This window comes from Streptomyces mutabilis, assembly GCF_014649815.1.
In the GTDB taxonomy this organism is placed as follows: domain Bacteria; phylum Actinomycetota; class Actinomycetes; order Streptomycetales; family Streptomycetaceae; genus Streptomyces; species Streptomyces mutabilis.
The window spans coordinates 256919-274487 of sequence record NZ_BMTT01000004.1; the positions used below are offsets into that span (position 1 = coordinate 256919).

Annotated in this window: 14 protein-coding genes; 4 read left to right on the forward strand and 10 right to left on the reverse strand. The window is 75.5% G+C overall.

The window, feature by feature from the left end; all coding sequences use genetic code 11:
* Nucleotides 1–7: 7 nt before the first annotated feature.
* Together IE142_RS11965 and IE142_RS11970 are read right to left on the reverse strand one after the other, a co-directional pair.
* Nucleotides 8–1615 (reverse strand): AMP-binding protein, encoded by a 1608-nt coding sequence (locus IE142_RS11965; protein ID WP_191885708.1) that lies wholly within the window; start codon nucleotides 1613–1615, stop codon nucleotides 8–10.
* The gene (locus IE142_RS11970; RefSeq protein WP_191885709.1) at nucleotides 1612–3285 is read right to left on the reverse strand and encodes an AMP-binding protein; all 1674 of its coding nucleotides are present in this window, start codon (nucleotides 3283–3285) and stop codon (nucleotides 1612–1614) included. The genes IE142_RS11965 and IE142_RS11970 overlap by 4 nt, the downstream gene beginning before the upstream one ends.
* Nucleotides 3286–3453: 168 nt before the next feature.
* Between IE142_RS11970 and IE142_RS11975 the strand changes: the two genes are divergently transcribed.
* The 4 genes from IE142_RS11975 to IE142_RS11990 all read left to right on the forward strand — a co-directional run bounded on the left by IE142_RS11975 (nucleotide 3454) and on the right by IE142_RS11990 (nucleotide 9246).
* Nucleotides 3454–4251 carry a helix-turn-helix transcriptional regulator gene (locus IE142_RS11975; RefSeq protein ID WP_370466341.1) on the forward strand — a complete coding sequence of 266 codons (798 nt, stop codon included), beginning with the start codon at nucleotides 3454–3456 and terminating at the stop codon, nucleotides 4249–4251.
* A 185-nt stretch (nucleotides 4252–4436) separates the two neighbouring features.
* Nucleotides 4437–7259 (forward strand): ATP-binding protein, encoded by a 2823-nt coding sequence (locus tag IE142_RS11980; RefSeq protein ID WP_191885711.1) that lies wholly within the window; start codon nucleotides 4437–4439, stop codon nucleotides 7257–7259.
* 706 nt (nucleotides 7260–7965) lie between these two features.
* Complete coding sequence (locus tag IE142_RS11985; protein ID WP_229830414.1) at nucleotides 7966–8880, forward strand: polysaccharide pyruvyl transferase family protein; 915 nt, start codon at nucleotides 7966–7968, stop codon at nucleotides 8878–8880.
* 57 nt (nucleotides 8881–8937) lie between these two features.
* Nucleotides 8938–9246 (forward strand): DUF3040 domain-containing protein, encoded by a 309-nt coding sequence (locus IE142_RS11990; protein WP_043378289.1) that lies wholly within the window; start codon nucleotides 8938–8940, stop codon nucleotides 9244–9246.
* A 119-nt stretch (nucleotides 9247–9365) separates the two neighbouring features.
* Here the strand turns inward: IE142_RS11990 and IE142_RS11995 are convergent, their stop codons facing one another.
* The 8 genes from IE142_RS11995 to IE142_RS12030 are packed head-to-tail and all read right to left on the reverse strand — an operon-like array spanning nucleotide 9366 to nucleotide 17380.
* On the reverse strand, nucleotides 9366–10262 hold the full coding sequence (locus IE142_RS11995; RefSeq protein ID WP_191885712.1) for a glycosyltransferase family 2 protein: 897 nt from the start codon (nucleotides 10260–10262) through the stop codon (nucleotides 9366–9368).
* Nucleotides 10259–11194, reverse strand: coding sequence for a glycosyltransferase family 2 protein (locus IE142_RS12000; protein ID WP_191885713.1), 936 nt, complete (start codon nucleotides 11192–11194; stop codon nucleotides 10259–10261). Before IE142_RS12000 ends, IE142_RS11995 begins: the two co-directional genes overlap by 4 nt.
* A complete protein-coding gene (locus IE142_RS12005) occupies nucleotides 11191–12243 on the reverse strand; it encodes a glycosyltransferase family 9 protein (protein WP_191885714.1) in 1053 nt (350 codons plus the stop codon). The genes IE142_RS12000 and IE142_RS12005 overlap by 4 nt, the downstream gene beginning before the upstream one ends.
* The gene (rfaE2, locus tag IE142_RS12010) at nucleotides 12240–13622 is read right to left on the reverse strand and encodes a D-glycero-beta-D-manno-heptose 1-phosphate adenylyltransferase (protein WP_191885715.1); all 1383 of its coding nucleotides are present in this window, start codon (nucleotides 13620–13622) and stop codon (nucleotides 12240–12242) included. The genes IE142_RS12005 and rfaE2 overlap by 4 nt, the downstream gene beginning before the upstream one ends.
* A gap of 8 nt (nucleotides 13623–13630) precedes the next feature.
* On the reverse strand, nucleotides 13631–14230 hold the full coding sequence (locus tag IE142_RS12015; RefSeq protein ID WP_043378297.1) for a D-sedoheptulose-7-phosphate isomerase: 600 nt from the start codon (nucleotides 14228–14230) through the stop codon (nucleotides 13631–13633).
* Nucleotides 14230–15447 (reverse strand): glycosyltransferase family 4 protein, encoded by a 1218-nt coding sequence (locus tag IE142_RS12020; protein WP_043378298.1) that lies wholly within the window; start codon nucleotides 15445–15447, stop codon nucleotides 14230–14232. Before IE142_RS12020 ends, IE142_RS12015 begins: the two co-directional genes overlap by 1 nt.
* Complete coding sequence (locus tag IE142_RS12025) at nucleotides 15444–16394, reverse strand: glycosyltransferase (protein ID WP_191885716.1); 951 nt, start codon at nucleotides 16392–16394, stop codon at nucleotides 15444–15446. Before IE142_RS12025 ends, IE142_RS12020 begins: the two co-directional genes overlap by 4 nt.
* Complete coding sequence (locus tag IE142_RS12030; protein ID WP_191885717.1) at nucleotides 16391–17380, reverse strand: glycosyltransferase family 9 protein; 990 nt, start codon at nucleotides 17378–17380, stop codon at nucleotides 16391–16393. The genes IE142_RS12025 and IE142_RS12030 overlap by 4 nt, the downstream gene beginning before the upstream one ends.
* Between the last annotated feature and the right edge of the window lie 189 nt (nucleotides 17381–17569).

Consider the following 17569-nt stretch of genomic DNA (forward strand, 5'->3'; position numbering starts at 1 on the left):
GTACGGCTCAGGCGCCGTACCGCTCCCGCAGTTCGATCTTGCGCACCTTCCCGGAGACGGTCATCGGGAAGGAGTCGAGGATCTGGAGGCGGCTGGGCACCTTGTAGTGGGCCAGCCGGTCCGCGCAGTAGGCGCGCAGCTCCTCGAGGGTGAGCGGGTCGGCCGCGTCGCGCGGGATGACGCAGGCGAGGACCTCCTCGCCGTAGCGCTCGTGCGGTACGCCGACCACCTGGACGTCCGCGATCTTCGGGTGGGCGTAGAGGAACTCCTCGACCTCGCGCGGGTAGATGTTCTCGCCGCCCCGGATGATCATGTCTTTGATGCGGCCGACGATCTCGACGTACCCGTCCTCGCGCATCACCGCGAGGTCCCCGGTGTGCATCCAGCGGCCCGCGTCGATCGCCTCGGCGGTCTTCTCGGGTTCGTCCCAGTAGCCGAGCATCACGCTGTAGCCGCGGGTGCGCAGCTCGCCGGCGTCGCCGCGCGGCACGGTCACGCCGGTCACCGGGTCGACGACCTTGACCTCGATGTGGGGCAGCACCCGGCCGACCGTCCCGGTGCGGTGTTCGAGGTCGTCGTCCATCCGGGTCTGGAGGGAGACCGGGGAGGTCTCGGTCATGCCGTAGCAGATGGACACCTCCTCCATGTGCATCTCGGCGACCACCCGCTTCATGACCTCCACCGGGCAGGGGGAGCCCGCCATGATGCCGGTGCGCAGGGAGGTGAGGTCGTAGGAGGCGAAGTCGGGGAGGTTCAGCTCCGCGATGAACATGGTCGGGACGCCGTACAGGGACGTGCACCGCTCCCACTGCACCGCCTCCAGCGTCGCCCTCGGTTCGAAGGACGGGGCGGGGATGACGATGCAGGCGGCGTGGGAGGTGATGCCCAGGTTCCCCATGACCATGCCGAAGCAGTGGTAGAAGGGCACCGGCAGGCACACCCGGTCCTGCTCCGTGTAGCCGACCGTGCGGCCCACCCAGTAGCCGTTGTTGAGGATGTTGTGGTGGGAGAGGGTGGCGCCCTTCGGGAAGCCGGTGGTGCCGGAGGTGTACTGGATGTTGACCGGGTCGTCACAGCTCAGCTCGGCCGCGGCCGCGGTCAGTCGCTCCCGCGGCACCGAGGCGGCGCCCGCCGTCAGGGCGTCCCAGGACGGGTCTCCGATGTAGACGGTCTCGCGCAGCGCGGGGCACCGGCCGCGGACCCGGTCCACGATCGCCCGGTAGTCGCTGCTCTTGTGGGCGAGGGAGGCGATCAGCACGCAGATGCCGGACTGCTTGAGGACGTACTCCAACTCGTGCGCGCGGTAGGCCGGGTTGACGTTCACCATGACGGCGCCGATGCGGGCGGTGGCGTACTGGACGAGGACCCACTCGGGGCAGTTGACCGCCCAGATGCCGACCCGGTCGCCCTTCGTCACGCCCTTTGCCAGCAGTCCGCGCGCCACCTCGTCGACGTCCGCGCCGAACTCGGCGTAGGTCCAGCGCCGTCCGGACGGCACGTCGACCAGGGCCTCGCGGTCGGCGTGGGCGGTGATCGCCCGGTCGAGGTTGGCACCGATGGTGTCGCCGAGGAGGGGTGTGGTGCTGGTTCCGTGGGCGTAGGAGAGCGCGGTCACCGGAAGTCCTCCTCACGGTACTCGTTCCGGGAGCCGGCCGCGGTGGCCTCGCGCAGTTCGATGCGGCGGATCTTGCCGGAGACGGTCTTGGGCAGCTCGCCGAACTCCAGGCGCCGCAGGCGCTTGTAGGGGGCGAGAACTTCGCGGGAGTGCTCGAACAGCACCTTCGCGGTGTCCGGGCCGGGCTCCCAGCCCGCCGCCAGCACGATGTACGCCTTCGGCACGGCCAGGCGCAGCTCGTCCGGTGCCGGCACGACCGCCGCCTCGGCGACCGCCTCGTGCTCCAGCAGGGCGCTCTCCAGCTCGAAGGGACTGATCTTGTAGTCGCTTGCCTTGAACACGTCGTCGGCGCGGCCCACGTAGGTGAGGTAGCCGTCGGCGTCGCGGGCGCCGATGTCGCCGGTGCGGTAGTAGCCGCCGGCCATCGCCGCCGCCGTGCGGTCGGGGTCGCCGTGGTAGCCGGTCATCAGGCCGACGGGGCGCTCGGACAGGTCCAGGGCGATCTCGCCCTCGTCGGCGCCGGGCGCGCCGGTGACCGGGTCGAGGAGTTCGACGCGGTAGCCGGGGCTCGGCCGGCCCATCGAGCCGGTCTTCAGCACCTGGCCGGGGCTGTTGGAGACCTGGACGGCGGTCTCGGTCTGGCCGAAGCCGTCCCGGATGGTCCTGCCCCAGGAGCGGCGGACCTGCTCGATCACCTCGGGGTTGAGCGGCTCACCGGCGGCGACGACCTCGCGGGGCGGGGTGGCGAGCTGCGTCAGGTCGGCCTGGATGAGCATGCGCCACACGGTGGGCGGGGCACAGAAGGTGGTCACGCCGGCGCGGTCCATCTCGGCCATCAGCCGGGCCGCGTCGAAGCGGGTGTAGTTGTGCAGGAAGACGGTGGCCTCGGCGTTCCACGGCGCGAACAGGTTGGACCAGGCGTGCTTGGCCCAGCCGGGCGAGGAGATGTTCAGGTGGACGTCGCCGGGCTTCAGGCCGATCCAGTACATGGTCGCCAGGTGCCCGACGGGGTAGGACACGTGGGTGTGCTCGACCAGCTTGGGGCGGGCGGTGGTGCCCGAGGTGAAGTAGAGCATCAGGGGGTCGTCGGCGGCGGTGGGGCCGTCGGGGGTGAAGGCGTCGGGGGCCGTGTACACCTCCGCGTACGGCCGCCAGCCCGGCTCGGCGGTGCCGCCGACCGCGATGCGCGTGTAGTCGCCGGGCACGTCGGCGAACTTGCCGGTGTCCTCGGAGCGCACGATCACGTGCCGGACCCGGCCGCGGTCCACGCGGTCGCGCAGGTCGGCGGGGCCGAGCAGCGGGGTGGCCGGGATGACGACGGCGCGCAGCTTCATCGCGGCGAGCGCCGTCTCCCACAGCTCCGCCTGGTTGCCGAGCATGACGAGGATGCGGTCCTCGGGGCCGACGCCCCACTCGCGCAGGCGGTTGGCCACGCGGTTGGAGCGGGCGGACATCTCGGCGAAGGAGACCCGGACCTCGGAGCCGTCCTCCTCGACGATGTGCAGTGCGGTGCGCTCGTTCCCGTCGGCGATGGCGTCGAACCAGTCCAGGGCCCAGTTGAAGTGCTCGGGCCGGGGCCACCGGAATCCCTCGTAGGCGGCGGTGTAGTCCTCGCGCTGCTCCAGCAGGAAGTCCCGTGCGCTGCGGAACAGCTCCGTGGCCGTCGTCATCTGTCCTCCTTCGTGCCGGACCTTGCCGGGCGGCTCCCTGCCATCGTGTAATCCGTGATGCAGGTCTCACTACCCCCGAACGGGGGTGTGCGCCCCGGGACGGGTGCGAGGAGGGCGGAACGAGTGGCGGTGGACGCGGCCGACGGGGTGGAGATCCGCAGTGCGCTGATGCGGCTGCGGCGCGCGACCGGGCTGCCGGTCGCCTTCGGCGGGCTGGTGGAGCCCGGGCGGCGCCACGTGCGGATCAGCGAGCTGAGCGGCACCGCCACGGCGGCGCTCAGCGCCCTGGCGGTGACCTCCGGCAACGGCCTGGGGGGCAAGGCGGTGGCGCTGTCGCGGCCGTGCGCGGTGATGGACTACTCCGTGTCCCGGCAGATCAGCCACGAGTACGACCTTCCCGTCGCCGCCGAGGGCCTGCGCTCGGTGCTGGCGGTTCCGGTGGTCGTACGGCGCCGGGTGCGCGGTGTCCTGTACGGCGCCCTGCGTTCGGCCCAGCCGCTGGGCGACCGCACGCTGGGCGCGGCCGTGGCGGCGGCGCGGGACGTGGAGCAGGCGCTGGTGCTGCGGGACGAGGCGGGCGAGCTGCTGGCGACGGCCCGGCCGCAGCCGGTGCGCGAGCCGGCGGGTTCCGCCACCGCCTGGGAACAGGTGCGGGAGGCGCACGCCGCGCTGCGGGCCCTGGCGCCCAGGATCGCGGACCCGGCGCTGCGGGACGAGCTCCTGCGGGCGTGCGGCCTGCTGGCACCCGAGGCCGGCCCGGGCAGGCAGGAGGTGCGGCTGACGCCGCGCGAGGTGGACGTGCTGGCCTGCGTGGCTGCGGGCGCGACGAACGCCGCGGCGGCCGAGCGGCTGGGGGTGGGGCCGGAGACCGTCAAGGGCTATCTGCGGTCGGCCATGCGCAAGCTGGGGGCACGGACACGCGGGGAGGCGGTGGTCGCCGCGCGCCGGGCGGGCCGGCTGCCGTAGCGCCGGTGGCGCCGAGGCGGACTGCTCGGAGTGCCCCCTCCACGGTGACCGGTCGGCTTCCCTTCGCCGCACGCCGTACTCGTTTTTGCCGCCTTGTTATTTCCCTCACCTCATCGTCCCGCCGTCATGCGACGGGACGTTGCCTAACATTGGCCGGGACACGACATACGAGGGGAGCGGTCACCGTGCGACGGGACTTCGCGGAGTCTGCCGGGCGCCGTTCCGACCTGGTCATCGGGCGGGAGGAGTCGTTCGGCGCGGCGCGCGAGCAGCTCACCCGAGGGGGAAGTGTGCTGCTGCACGGCCCCGCCGGAGTCGGGAAGTCGACCGTGCTGCGGACGCTGGCCGCGGAATACGCATGCACCGCGCGCACCGTGTTGCAATGCTCGGCCACCGAGTCCGAATCCCATCTCCCCTTCCTCGCCCTCGCCGACCTCCTGGGCCTCGTCCTGGACCAGGTGTCCCACGCCCTGCCCACCGCCCAGCGCACCGCCCTGGAGTCCGCGCTCACCGGCCGCGGCGAGTCCACGCTCCAGCGCGACGGGCTGGCGCTGCGCCTGGCCGTCCTCTCCGTGCTGCGCGCCCTCGCCGCCGAGGGTCCGGTCCTGGTCGTCGCGGACGACCTGCAGTGGCTCGACCCGGCCAGTGCCGAACTCCTCGGCTTCGCCGCCCGCCGCCTGGGTGACGCCCCGGTACGGCTGCTGTGCGCGGTGCGCACCGAGGGGCCGCGGGCGGAGGGCGCGGCCTACGACCGTCACCTGAGCGCGTCCCCGCCGGACACCCGCGCGGTCCGCCTGGGCCCGCTGAACCGGGCCCAGGTGTCGGCGCTGCTCGACGAGCGCGGCTACTCGGGCCTGCCCCGTTCCACGGTCCGCGACATCCACCGCACCAGCGGCGGCAATCCGCTGTTCGCGCTGGAGCTGGGCCGGGCGCTGGCCGAGAGCCCCACCCAGGCCCGGCCGGGCGAGCCGCTGCCGGTGCCGACGTCCCTGCGCGCCCTGGTCCTCTCCCGCCTGGGGATGCTGTCGGACGAGGCCCGCCGCACCCTCCTGGTGGCCAGTGCCGGCGCCCGCCCCACCCCTGCGCTGCTGCACGCGGCCGGCCGGGAGAACGCCGAGGCCGAGACGGCGCAGGCGGCGGCGCTGGGGCTGCTGGCGACCGACCCGGAAGGTCCGGCCGTACGGTTCGCGCATCCGCTGATATCGGCCGCGCTGTACGCGGAGGCTCCCGCGCCGGAGCGGCGGGCCGCGCACGCCGCGCTGTCCACGGCGGCCTCCGACCCGATCGAACGCGCCCGGCACCTGGCCCTGGCCACCACCGGCACCGACCCGGAGGTGGCGGCCCGGCTGGCCGAGGCGGCCGCGCTGGCCCGGGACCGCGGGGCGCCTTCGGTCGCCGCGTCGCTGGGGCTGCTCGCGGCCCGGCACACCCCCGCGGACGGCGCGCCGGGACCGGACGAACGCCGGCTCACGGCCGCCGAGGACGCCATCACGGCGGGCGAGCCGGACCTGGCCCGGGACATCGCCCGCGAGGTGCTGACCCGGGCCGACGCGCCCGGCGAGCGGGTGCGGGCCTGGATGGTGGTGATCGAGGCCGCCGGGCAGGCCATCGGCGATGTCGACGCCGTCTTCCCGCAGGCCCTGGCCGACGCGGGCGACGACCCGCGCCTGCTCGCCCTGGTCCACTACCAGCTGGCCTGGCGCTCCCTGGTGGTGCAGGGCGACTTCGCGCAGGGCCGCGAGGAGGCCGCGCACGCCGCCCGGCTGGCGGCCCGGGCCGGGGACCGGCGCACCGAGCTGCTCGCGCTGGCGTTCCAGGCGCAGGCCGAGACGCTGATGGGGCACCCGGACGCCCCGGCGACCATCGAGCGGGCCCTGGCGGAACCGCAGGATGCGCGGGTGGCCTGCCACCACAACGGGGCGGGTTCCTCTCGGTTCCGGTGGCTGGTGATGAGCGACCGGCTGGCCGAGGCGCGCACCGCCGTCACCGGGCTGCTGCGCGAGGTGCGCCGACGCGGCATGGCCGAGAGCGAGGTGCACTACCTGCGCTTCCTGGCCGAGACCGAGCTGCACTCCGGGCACTGCGGCCGGGCCCTGGAGCTGTCCCGGGAGAGCCTGACGCTGGCCAGGGACGCGGGCATCGGGGAGGGCGCGGGCGCGATGCAGGCCGCGCTCGCCGAGGCGGCCGGCGGGGACGTGGACCGGGCGCTCACGCTGGCGCGGGAGGCGGTGCGGCGGGCCGAGGAGGACGGCGACGCCGTGTACCTGTCGCGGGCGCTGGCCGCACTGGGCCACGCGAGCCTGGTCGCCGGCGACGCGGAGACGGCGGTGCGGGCGCTGCGCCGGGTACGGGAGCTGGAGGCGGGCGCCGGCATCACCGACCCGGCGCGCGGGCGGTGGCAGGGCGACCTCGCCGAGGCGCTGGTGCGGACCGGGGAGCCGGCCGAGGCCCTGGACGTCATCGAGGTCACGCGAGCGCACGCGCTGCGGCTGGGGCGCGGGAGCGTACTCGCCGTGATGGACCGGTCCGAGGCGCTGGTGCGTGCGGCACGGGGCGAACACCGGGCCGCCGTCACGCGGTTGACGTCGGCGCGGGAACGGCTCGCCGGACTGGGTTACGGCCTGGAGGAGGCACGGGCCGCCTTCGCGCTGGCGGGGCTCCGGGCGGGCCGGGGGCCGGGGCCGACGACGTACGACGAGGCGGCGCGGCTGTTCCGGCGCTGCCGTGCGCTCCCCTGGTTGCGGCAGGTGGATGCGGCGGTCGCGGCCCGGTCGGCCGGGCCGCCCCCGGCCCGGACCACCGTCCCCGACGCGCTGGCGGGACTCGCTCCGATGGAGCGTCAAGTGGCCGCGCTGGTCATGGAGGGCGCCACCAACCGGGAGATCGCCGGCCGTCTGTTCGTCAGTGTCAAGACCGTCGAGGCGACGCTGACCCGGGTCTACCGCAAGCTGGGGATCCGGTCCCGGGTCGACATCGTCAGACTGGCGGCGGGCCCGCGGGAGTCATGACGCGGAGCGGACGAGGACGGCCACCACCCGCCTGTCCCCGGCCACACGTCTGTCGGCCGGCCGAGGTGCCGGGCGCGCGTCCGCGCGGTGAACGCGGGATCGGCGGCCAGGTGAACCCGCGGGGTCTGCCGGGGGCCGACCGAGGGTTTTCCCTGCCCCACGCCCTTAGGGGGTTCCCTCATTGGGACGGTCCCGCCGCCGGTCCTAGCGTGAGCACGTGCCGCTCGCCCGGGCACACGGGGGTCTGTCCCGAGACCCCCCGTGCAACCCCCCACGCCCGTGCGACCCCCCACCGGCAAAGCTTGAGGAGACTCATGTTCGGGATCATCCGCACCAGACCCGCCGCTCCCTCGGCCGCCGCGCACGCGTGCCCGGCGGGTCCGTCCGCACTGTGTCCACCACGCAGGACTCCTGAGTAACCCTCAGGTGACAGACCGGGGGGCGTTGCGGGCCTCCACGAGCGGCCCGCAACGCCCCCTCTCCATGTCAGCCGCGTACCCGTCCCGGAACCGATGTCGTACGCCCTCTCCGGGTGCATCGCCGCCGGCATCCGCTCCCCTTCCGCCGCGACCTCGTCCCGCCGTGCCCCGGTGACGGGACCGAAGGGTTCGACGACGAGGGCGTCGTCAGCTTCCACAGTCCGGCCCAACCGGTGAGGCGGGGCGCCCGTGATTGCCGTAGCCGCCCCGGGGCACCCGTGCGCACTGTGCACGGACGAGACAAGATCCTGGTGACCGGCTGGTTCAGCTTCCTGCACGGGGAGGCGACCGCCGGGGACGTCCTGGCACTGCGGCGGGTGGAGGAGGTGCTGGGGAGCGCAGGGCTCGCATACGACGTCGTGTGGAGCCCGGGGTTCCGGGCGGCGGGGCCCCATTTCGCGGACCTGGACCCGGCGGCGTACTCCCGGCTGGTCTTCGTGTGCGGGCCCGCCCACGGATGGCAGGTCGAGGAGTTGCACCGGCGGTTCGCGCACTGCGTGCGGATCGCCGTCGGCGTGTCCGTGATCGACCCCGGCTCCCCGGGCGTCACCGGCTTCCACCGGGTGCTGGCCCGGGACGGCGCCGGCACGGATCCGACCCCGGACCTCGCCGCCCGCGCGCCCGCCCTGCCGTCCCGGCCGGTAGTCGGGGTCGTCCTCACCCACGGCCAGCACGAGTACGGCGGTCAGCGGCGGCACGAGGAGGTCGCCGCCGGGCTGACCCGCTGGCTGGCCGGCAAGGACTGCGCCCGGCTGGAGCTGGAGACCCGGCTCGACGCGCACGACTGGCGGCTGTGCGGGACACCGGCGCAGTTGGAGGCGGTACTGGCCCGGCTTGACGTGGTCGTCACCGACCGACTGCACGGGCTGGTCCTGTCGCTGCGGGCCGGGACGCCGGCGCTGGCCGTTGACCCCGTCGCGGGCGGGGCGAAGGTGACGGCACAGGCCCGTGCCTGCGGCTGGCCGGCGCTGGTGGCCGCCGAGCGGATGACGGACCGGGTGCTGGAGCGCTGGTGGGACTGGTGCCTGACCGGCGGACGGGACGAGGCCGGGCGGATCGGCGCCGGGTTCCGGGCCGCGGACGCGCCTGCGGACGCGGCGGACGGTCTCGTGGCGGCTCTGGGGACGCGGCAGGTCGGTTAGTCCCCCGGCGGCGCGGGCACTCGGTCGAGCGTCGGTCCGCCCCCGGGAGGAGACATCGTGAGCATCGACCGACTCTCAGATCACGAGCAACGCATACTCGACGAGGTGGAGCGGGCGCTGAGCCGCGACCGCCGGCTGGACCGGCGTCTGCGCACCCTGCGGCTCAGCCGCCGCCCCGATCTCACCCAGCTGGTGTCCTACCGCCCGCGCACCCTGACCGTTCTCCTGCTGCTGGCCCTGTCGGTCACCCTGCTGGTGACCGGCATCGTCACGTCCGCGCCCGGCGTGATCTGGGCGTTCGCCGCGGTGTGGCCGGTGACGCTGTTCGCGTCGTTCCGGCTGCTGTGCCGGTGGTCGGAAGGCTAGGCGGCGGTTGGCCCGTACATCCGCGTGAATACGTGAACCGGCCCCGCGTCCCCCCGGCGCGGGGCCGGCCCGTGTGTGGTGGCGGACGGTGTGGGGCGGCGAGCGGTGGCAGGGGCCGGTCAGCCCGTGTAGCTGCGGGCCTTCGAGTCGCGCTGGGCCGGTTCCAGCGAGCGCAGGCGGGCCTCGACCTCCGGTGGCAGTACCCGGCGCTCGCGCAGTACCCACGGCAGGGCGGCCGCCGCCTCGGCGAAGGCGCGCAGGGACGCGGTGTCCCGGGGGACGGTGCGGGCCAGGTGGAGGGTGCGGCGCAGGGCGGGGCCGGCCGGGCGGCGCAGCCAGGTGAACCACAGGGTGTTGCGGATGCCGTGCGCCCGCCGCAGGGTCGGGTCCCGTACGACGGACGGGTGGTGGTGGATCGTCAGGTCGTCGGCGTACGTCAGCCACCACCCGGCCGCCGCCAGGTCCGCGGCGAGCAGTTCTTCCTCGCCGCCCAGCCACAGCCGGGGGTGGAAGCCGCCCGCGGCCCGGAAGGCGTCGGCGCGCAGCACGGTCGCGGCGGCGAGGAACGACCCGAGGGCCGGTCCCGGGAGCCAGTCCGGGCGGGGTACGGCTGAGTCGCGCAGTTCCTTGACGATGGGGTCCTCGGTGCCGTCCGGTTCGACGAGGATGCGGGCGGTGACCGTGCCGACCGCCGGGTACCGGTCGAGCAGGTCGGCGGCCCCGGACAGGGAGCCCGGCGCCCACCAGGAGTCGTCGTCGCAGAAGGCGACGTAGGGGGTGCGGACCTGGCGGACGGCCAGGTTGCGGCCCACGGCGCCGAGGTTGCGGCCGGGGCGCAGGAGTTTGACCTCGGGGTGGTGGCGGGCGACGGCGGAGGCGGTGCCGTCGGTGGAGGCGTTGTCGGTGACGATCACCGGGGGCCGCTCCGGGAGTTCGGCGAGGCGGTCCAGGGTGCGCAGGAGTTCGGAGCGCCGGTTGTGGGTGATGACGACGACGGTGGTCCGGGTGTCCGTCATGAAATCGCTCCGTTCACCGTGTCCAGCAGGCGGGCCGCGCGCTCCACGTGCGGCGGCAGCGGCCTGCGGTCGCGCAGGGCGGCGGGCAGGCGGGTGAGCGTCTCGCGCAGGGCGCGCCGGGCGTGCGGGTCGCGGCGGGCCTCGGCGGCGAGGGCGCGGGTGCGGGCCAGCGCGTGCGGGAGGGAGCGGCGCAGCCAGGCGGTGAGGAGTTCGTTGCGGAGTACGACGGCCGGGCGGCCGGTGCGGGGGCCGGGGTCCGGGTGGTGGTGGGCGAGCACGTCGGGGCAGTGGGTGACACCCCAGCCGCGGGCGGCGAGGTCGTAGGCGAGGAGGGTCTCCTCGGCGCCGAAGAAGAGCAGGGGGTGGTAGCCGCCGGCGTCGAGGTAGGCGGTGCGGCGGACGACGGCGGCGCAGCCGAGGAAGCCGAGCACCTGGGTGCCGGGCAGGTCGGTGGCCGTGCCGAGGGGCGAGCCGGCGAGCAGGTCGTTGAGGGGGTCCGCGTCGTCGCCGGGGCCGACGAGGGTCCGGGCGGAGAGCAGGCCGAGCCTCGGGTGGGCGTCGAAGTGCCGTGCGGCGGCTGCGAGGGCGCCGGGTGCCCACCAGGAGTCGTCGTCGCTGAACGCCACGTACGGGGTGTCGAGGGCGCGGACGCCGTGGGTGCGGGCGAGGGCGCCGCGGTTGAACGGCAGGGAGACCACCCGGACCTGCGGGAAGTCGTGGGCGAGCATGGCGGGGGTGCCGTCGGTGGAGGCGTTGTCGACGACGAGGACCTGGGGCCGCTCGGGCAGGGCGAGCAGGTTCCGCACGGTGACGGCGAGGCTCGCCGAGCGGTTGCGGGTGGCGATGACGACGCCGACGGGCGCGGGTTCGATGCGGGCGGCGCGGGTGCGTTCCCGGGTGGTCGTCGGGCCGCGGTCCGTGGCGTGGTTCATGGTGCCTCTCCCAGGGCTGGTGCCGCTCCCGGAGCGTCCAGGGCGACGAGCCGGTCCAGTACGTCGAGCGCGTCCAGTACGTCATCGGTGCCGATCCGCAGCAGCGCGGGGTCGGTCTCGTGGCCGTGCGGGTCGCCGTCCGGGCCCGGGTGCCACAGGGCGCGGTGGCGGGGGTGGTCGGGCGGGCCCCAGCGGCTGGGCGGTACGGGGCCGAAGAGGGTGACGGAGGGCGTGGCGTGGGCCACGGCGAGGTGGGCGATGCCGGTGTCGCCGCTCACGACGGTGCGGGCGCCGGCCACCAGGGCGGAGAGCCGGTCGTAGGGGAGGCCGCCGCCGAAGACGTCGGTGTCGGGCAGGTGGGCGAGCTCGGCCAGCAGCGCCACGAGGTCCCCCTCGTCCGCTCCCCCGGTGACGACGACCCGGCGTCCTCGTGCGCGCAGTGCTTCCGCCACGGCCGCGTACCGGTCCACGGGCCAGCAGCGGGAAGGGGCGCCGGCGCCGGGGTGCAGGACGACGGCTCCGGGCGCGGGGGACGGTGCCTGCGGGCGGGGCAGGCGCAGGTCGGACGGGTCGGCGTCGATGCCGTACGCCTCCAGCATCCGGCACCACCGGTCCCGCTCGTGCTCCTCGGCGTACCAGGGCGGCCCGTCCACCTCCGGCGTCTCCGAGTGCGCGAAGGCCAGCAGTCTCCCCGGGCCGAGGTCCATGAGCAGGCGGTGGCTGGGCGGCCCGTTGCCGTGCAGGTCGACGGCGACGTCGGGCGGCGGTCCGGTCCAGTCGAGGGCGTGCGGGACGGCACGGCCCGGCTCGGCGGCGGGCAGCAGCCGGTCCACGGCCCCGGTCGCGGCGACCACGGGCGCCAGCTCGGCGGGGGTGGCCAGCACCAGTTCGTGCCCGGGGTACGCCCGTCGCAGCGCGCGGAGCGCGGGGACCCCGGCAAGCAGGTCCCCGAGCCCGAGGGCCCGCAGCACGAGCACCCGGGGCCGCGAGCCGCCGCCGGGGTGGGGCGCGGCGCCGTCGCGGGCCCGGCCCGGCGTGGCGTGGATCATCGCACTCCCTCTGCCGCGCGGGCCATCAGGGCCGTGGAGGAACGGCCGTCCAGGTAGGGCAGGAGGACCGCCTGACCGCCCCATTCCTGGAGGAGGCCGGCCTCGGGGAGGTCCGCGCCGGCGTAGTCGCCGCCCTTGACCCAGACGTCGGGGCGCAGGTCGCCGAGGAGGCGTTCGGGGGTGTCCTCGTCGAAGACGGCGACGGCGTCCACACACGCGAGGGCACGCAGCACGCGGACCCGGTCGGCGAGGGGGTTGACGGGGCGGCCGTCGCCCTTGCGGCGCCGCACGGAGGCGTCCGAGTTGACGCAGACGACCAGGCAGTCGCCGAGCCGCCGGGCGGCCTGGAGGAGGCCGACGTGCCCGGCGTGCAGCAGGTCGAAGCAGCCTCCCGCGGCGACCACCGTGCCGTGCTGGGCGCGGACGCGGGCGGCCAGGGCGAGCGGGTCGTCGGTGTCGGGCGGGCCGGCGGCCTCCGGCCCGTCCTCGGCGGGAGGCAGGGCACCCGCGCCACCGGCGGCGACGAACGCCGTCGCTGCGCCCACCGCGCCCTCGACGGCCTCCCCCACCAGCGCCCCGTCGGCGAGCAGCCCGGCGGCAGTGGCGGCGAACCGGTCGCCCGCGCCGCAGGAGTCGCCGTGGTGGGCGGCGGGTGCGGGGACGAGCAGGGGGTGTTCGCCGTAGGAGAGGAGGGCGCCGCGGGAGCCCAGGGTCACGGTCACCGCGGCCACCCGCCAGTCCCGTACGAGGGCGGCGGCGTTGTGCGCGGCGGCGTTCAGTCCCCCGCCCGGCCGGCCGTCGCGCGGTGCGAAGCCGAGCGCCTCCTTCTCGGCGGGCGTCGCCAGCCGGGTGCCGGGCACCGGCGGGCCCCCGCGCGGATGCGGGTCCCAGACCAGCGGCGGGCGCTCGGCCAGTAGGTCCCGCAGCGCGTCGGCGGCGCCGCGGCCGTAGTCGGAGACGAGGACGGCCCGGGCGGAGCGCAGCGCCGCGCGGGCCTCGTCGGTGGCCTCGCGGACCCGGCCGCCGCCGCGGTCGAGGCGGACGACGGGCCGGTCCTGAGCCAGGACGCGGGTCTTCTCGGGCAGGGTGCCGGTCAGCGGCAGCGGGATCAGCGTCAGCCAGGGTTCCAGCAGTTCGCGCAGGGCCCGGCCGGCCGGGTCGTCGCCCATGCCCGTGATCAGCGTGACGTCGCGGCCGTCGCGGGCGGCGAGATACGCGGCGAGGGCGGCGCCGCCCGGACGGACGCGTTCGGCGCACTCGGCGACCACCGGGACCGGCGCGTCGGGGGCGAGCCGGTCGGCGGAGCCGGACAGGTCGCGGTCGAGCAGGGCGTCGCCGACCACGACCAGGGGCGCCTTGCCTGTCGTGCGTCCCGTCATGCGACCCGTCACCTCCCCGTCCTCTTTCCGCGCACGCCCCGTTCCAGGGCCGCGTCGAAGGCCGCGCAGACCATGTGGACGGCGACCAGGTGGATCTCCTGGACGGTGGCCGTCGAGGCGGCGTCCACGCACAGCGACTCGTCGCTGCCCGCCATCAGCGGGTTGGGCGCGCAGCCGGTCAGCGCCCACACCCGTACGCCGCCCGCGCGGGCCGCGTCGGCGGCGGACAGCAGGTTGGCGCTGGCGCCGGACGTGGACAGCAGCATCAGTACGTCGCCCTCGCGACCGTGGGCGCGGACCTGGCGGGCGAACACCTCGTCGACGCCGTAGTCGTTGGCGATGGCGGTGGTCGAGGAGGTGTCGGCGTGCAGGGCGATCGCGGAGAACGGGGGCCGGTCGTCGCGGTAGCGGCCGACGAGTTCGGCGGTCAGGTGCTGGGCCTGGGCGGCGCTGCCGCCGTTGCCCGCTGCCAGCAGCCGGCCGCCGCCGCCGAGGACGGCTGCGAGCCGTTCGCCCCAGCGCTGGGTGACGTGCGCGTTGGCGCGGAACGCCCGCAGGGCGTCCTGCAGTTCGTCGCAGTGGTCCACGACGGGCGGGTGCACGGTCATCAGGCGACCTCCTTCGGCAGTGCGTGGTCGGCGAGGGTCAGGCGGTACACCTGTTCCGCGCCGTCGGCGACGCGCGCCCACGTGTAGTGCCTGAGGACGCGTTCGCGGCCGTTGCGGCCGTACTGGCGGCGCAGCCGTTCGTCGGCGAGGAGTTCGCGGGCGGCGTCCGCGATGGCGTCGGGGTCCTGCGGGGCGACCAGGCGGCCCGTGGTCCCGTCGGCGACGGAGTCGCGGTGACCGCCGACGTCGGTGGCGAGGACGGGCACGCCGCACGCCATCGCCTCCAGCGGCACGATGCCGAAGGGCTCGTAGACGGGGGTGCACAGCACCAGGTCGGTGCTGCGGAGCAGGGCGGGCATGTCATCGGGGTCGACCGCGCCGAGCAGCCGGACCCGGTCGGCGACGCCGGTGCGGCGGGCGAGCGCGGTCAGGCGCTGTGCCTCGGGGTCGGCGTCGAGGCCACCGGCGGGCGGGCCGCCCGCGATGAGGAGTTCGGTGTCGGGGACGCGGGCCAGGGCGCGGATGGCCTGGTCGTAGCCCTTGCGCGGGACGAGCCGGCCGCAGGCGAGCAGCCGGTGGCGTTGCTTGCGGTCGGGGGTGCGGCCGGTGTCGGCGGTCGGGCTGAAGTGCTCGGCGTCCACGCCGCAGGGCACGACGGAGACCTGGCGGGGCGGTACCCCCATGTCGCCGAGTTCCACGACCTCGTCGGTGCAGGTGGCCAGGACTCGTTCGCAGGAGCGGCCGATCTGCCGTTCGATGCCGATGCGTTCGTACGGGCTGGTGTCCCGCATGCCCTGGTGGCGGCGCTTGACGGTGCCGAGGGCGTGGAAGGTCTGCACGAGCGGGATGCCGAGCGGCCGGGCGCCGATCCGGGAGGCCATGCCGGACATCCAGAAGTGGGCGTGCACGACGTCGGGCCGCTCGCGGGCCCAGGCGCGGGCCAGGTGGGCGCCGAAGGCGGGCATGTGCGGGAAGAGTTCGTCCTTGGGAACCGCCCGGGGTGGTCCGGCCGGCACGTGCTCGACGACCGCGCCGCCGGGCAGCGGCACCCGGTCGGGCAGGTCGGTGGCGTCACGGCGGGTGTAGACCGTGACGTCGTGGCCGCGCTTGGCCAACTCCTCGGTGAGGCGGGCCACGTAGACGTTCTGTCCACCGGCGTCGACGCCGCCGAGCGCGGCGAGCGGGCTCGCGTGCTCGGACACCATGGCGATCCTCATCGGGTCACCTCCTTCAGCAGCCGCTCCCAGTCGTCCAGGAAGCGGGACAGCCCGTAGCGGGACATGGCCGCCGCACGGGCGCCGTCGCCGACGGTCCGCGCGTGCAGCGGGTCGGCGAGGAAGTCGCGTACGGCGTCGGTCAGTACGTCGATGCGGTTGGAGACCACCCCGGCGCCCGGGGGGACGGCCTCGGTGACCTCGGTGGTGGCCAGGGCGACCACGGGCATGCCGAGGTGCATGGCCTCCAGGAGGGACAGTCCGAGGGAGGTCCAACGGACGGGGTGGACGTAGACGCGGCGGCGGGCCAGTTCGGTGTGCAGGTCGCTCTGGGGGACGTCCTGGGTGCGGCAGCGGTCGGGGGCGACGCCGATGTGCTCGGCGAGGCCCTCGGTGCGCATGCCGAAGACGTCGAGAGGGGCGGCGCGGGCGAAGTCGGGAAGCAGGTCGGTGCCGGTCGTACGCCCGCGCCGGATCGGCTCGTTGACGACGACGGCGGCGCGCTCCAGCTCGCCCGTCCAGCGGTGGCCGGGGTCGACGATGCCGTGTTCGATGACGGTCGTCTCGGTCGGGCCCGCATCCCACATCAGCCGGTTGAAGTGGGTGACGTGGACGAGGGTGACACCGGGGAGGTCGGCGGCGGGGTGGCGGGTGTCGGGGACATCTCCGTCGGGCGCGTTGTGCTCCAGGTACACGATCGGCGGGCGGCGGCCCAGCCACTGGTCGACCAGGGCGAGTTCGTGCGGGCGCTGGACGATCACCAGGTCGATGTGCTCGTCGGGCAGCCGCTCCGGCGGTACCTCGATCACGGAGTCGGGCCAGTCCCAGGTGCGGGCACGGCCGAGGCCGTCGGGTCCGCGGTCCGGGATGACGGGGACGAGGTAGGTGTGCGGGCCCTGCACGAAGGCCGTGGTCCACGACCCGTGCACGTGCCAGATGAGGATCCTCATGCCTCCCCCAGGAGTTTCTCGACGGCTGCGGCCACGTCGGTGGCCGTGACGGTGTCCAGGCAGGGGTGGCCGGGGACGGGGCAGTCCCGGGCCCGGCTGTCGGCGCAGGGCGCGTCCTGGTCGCCGAGCAGCACGTACGGGACGCCGTACGGCCGCCAGCGCTCGGCCGGTACGACCGGGGCGAACAGGGACACGACCGGGGTGCCGACGGCGGCGGCGAGGTGGGCGGGCGCGGTGTTGCCGGTGACGACGACGGACGCGCCCGCGAGGACGCCGGACAGCTCCGGGGCCTCGGTCCGGCCGCCGAGGTCGGTACCGTGCTCGCCGGCGACGTACGCGGTGAGGTCGCGCTCGTCGGGGCCGCCGGTGACCAGCACGCGGTGCCCGGCGGCGGCCAGTTCGCGTACCGCCTCGGCACTGCGCTCGGCGCTCCAGGCGCGGGCGGGGACGCTGGCGCCCGGGTGGAGGACGACGTACGGGCCGGGGCCGGTCAGGGCGGCGGTGCGGGGCGGCGTGCGCACCCTCAGGCGCCCGTCGTCGGGGCAGGGGAAGCCCGCCGCCTCGGCGAGGTCCAGTGCGGCCTCGGCCTCGTGGGCGTGCGGGGCGCGCTGGTGGCGCAGGTCGAGCAGGGAGCCGGGGTAGTCCACGCTGTCCGCGGCGATGTGCCGGACGCCGGCCAGGCGCAGCACCAGGGCGGTGGGCAGCGGGGACTGGTGGAAGGAGGTGAGGATCAGCGCCGTGTCGGCGTCGATCCGGTCCACGAGGGCGTCGATGTCGGCGCGGTCGACGTCGGGCGGTTGGAACCCGCCCCACGGCGCGTCCCAGACCAGTACCTCGTCCACGCCGGGCAGCAGGCGGGCGGCGGGCGCGCCGCGCGATCCGCACAGCATCGTGACGTGGTCGGCGCCAGCGGCCACGGCCCGCACGGCGGGACCGGCGAGCAGCACGTCGCCGAAGCTGTCGAGCCGGGTGACCAGGGCCTTCATCGCGGCCTCCCGCGGGTGTCGACGGCGGTACGCGTGGGGGCCGCTTCGGCGTCGGGGGCCGGCCGTCGGGGGTCGTGGGCGGAGTCCCGGGTGTCCGGGGTGCCGCTCCGGCCGGTGCCCGCGCTTCCGTCCGGGGCGGTGGCCGACCGGTCCGGGGCGTCGGCCCGGCCGTCGGTTCCCTGCGCGGCC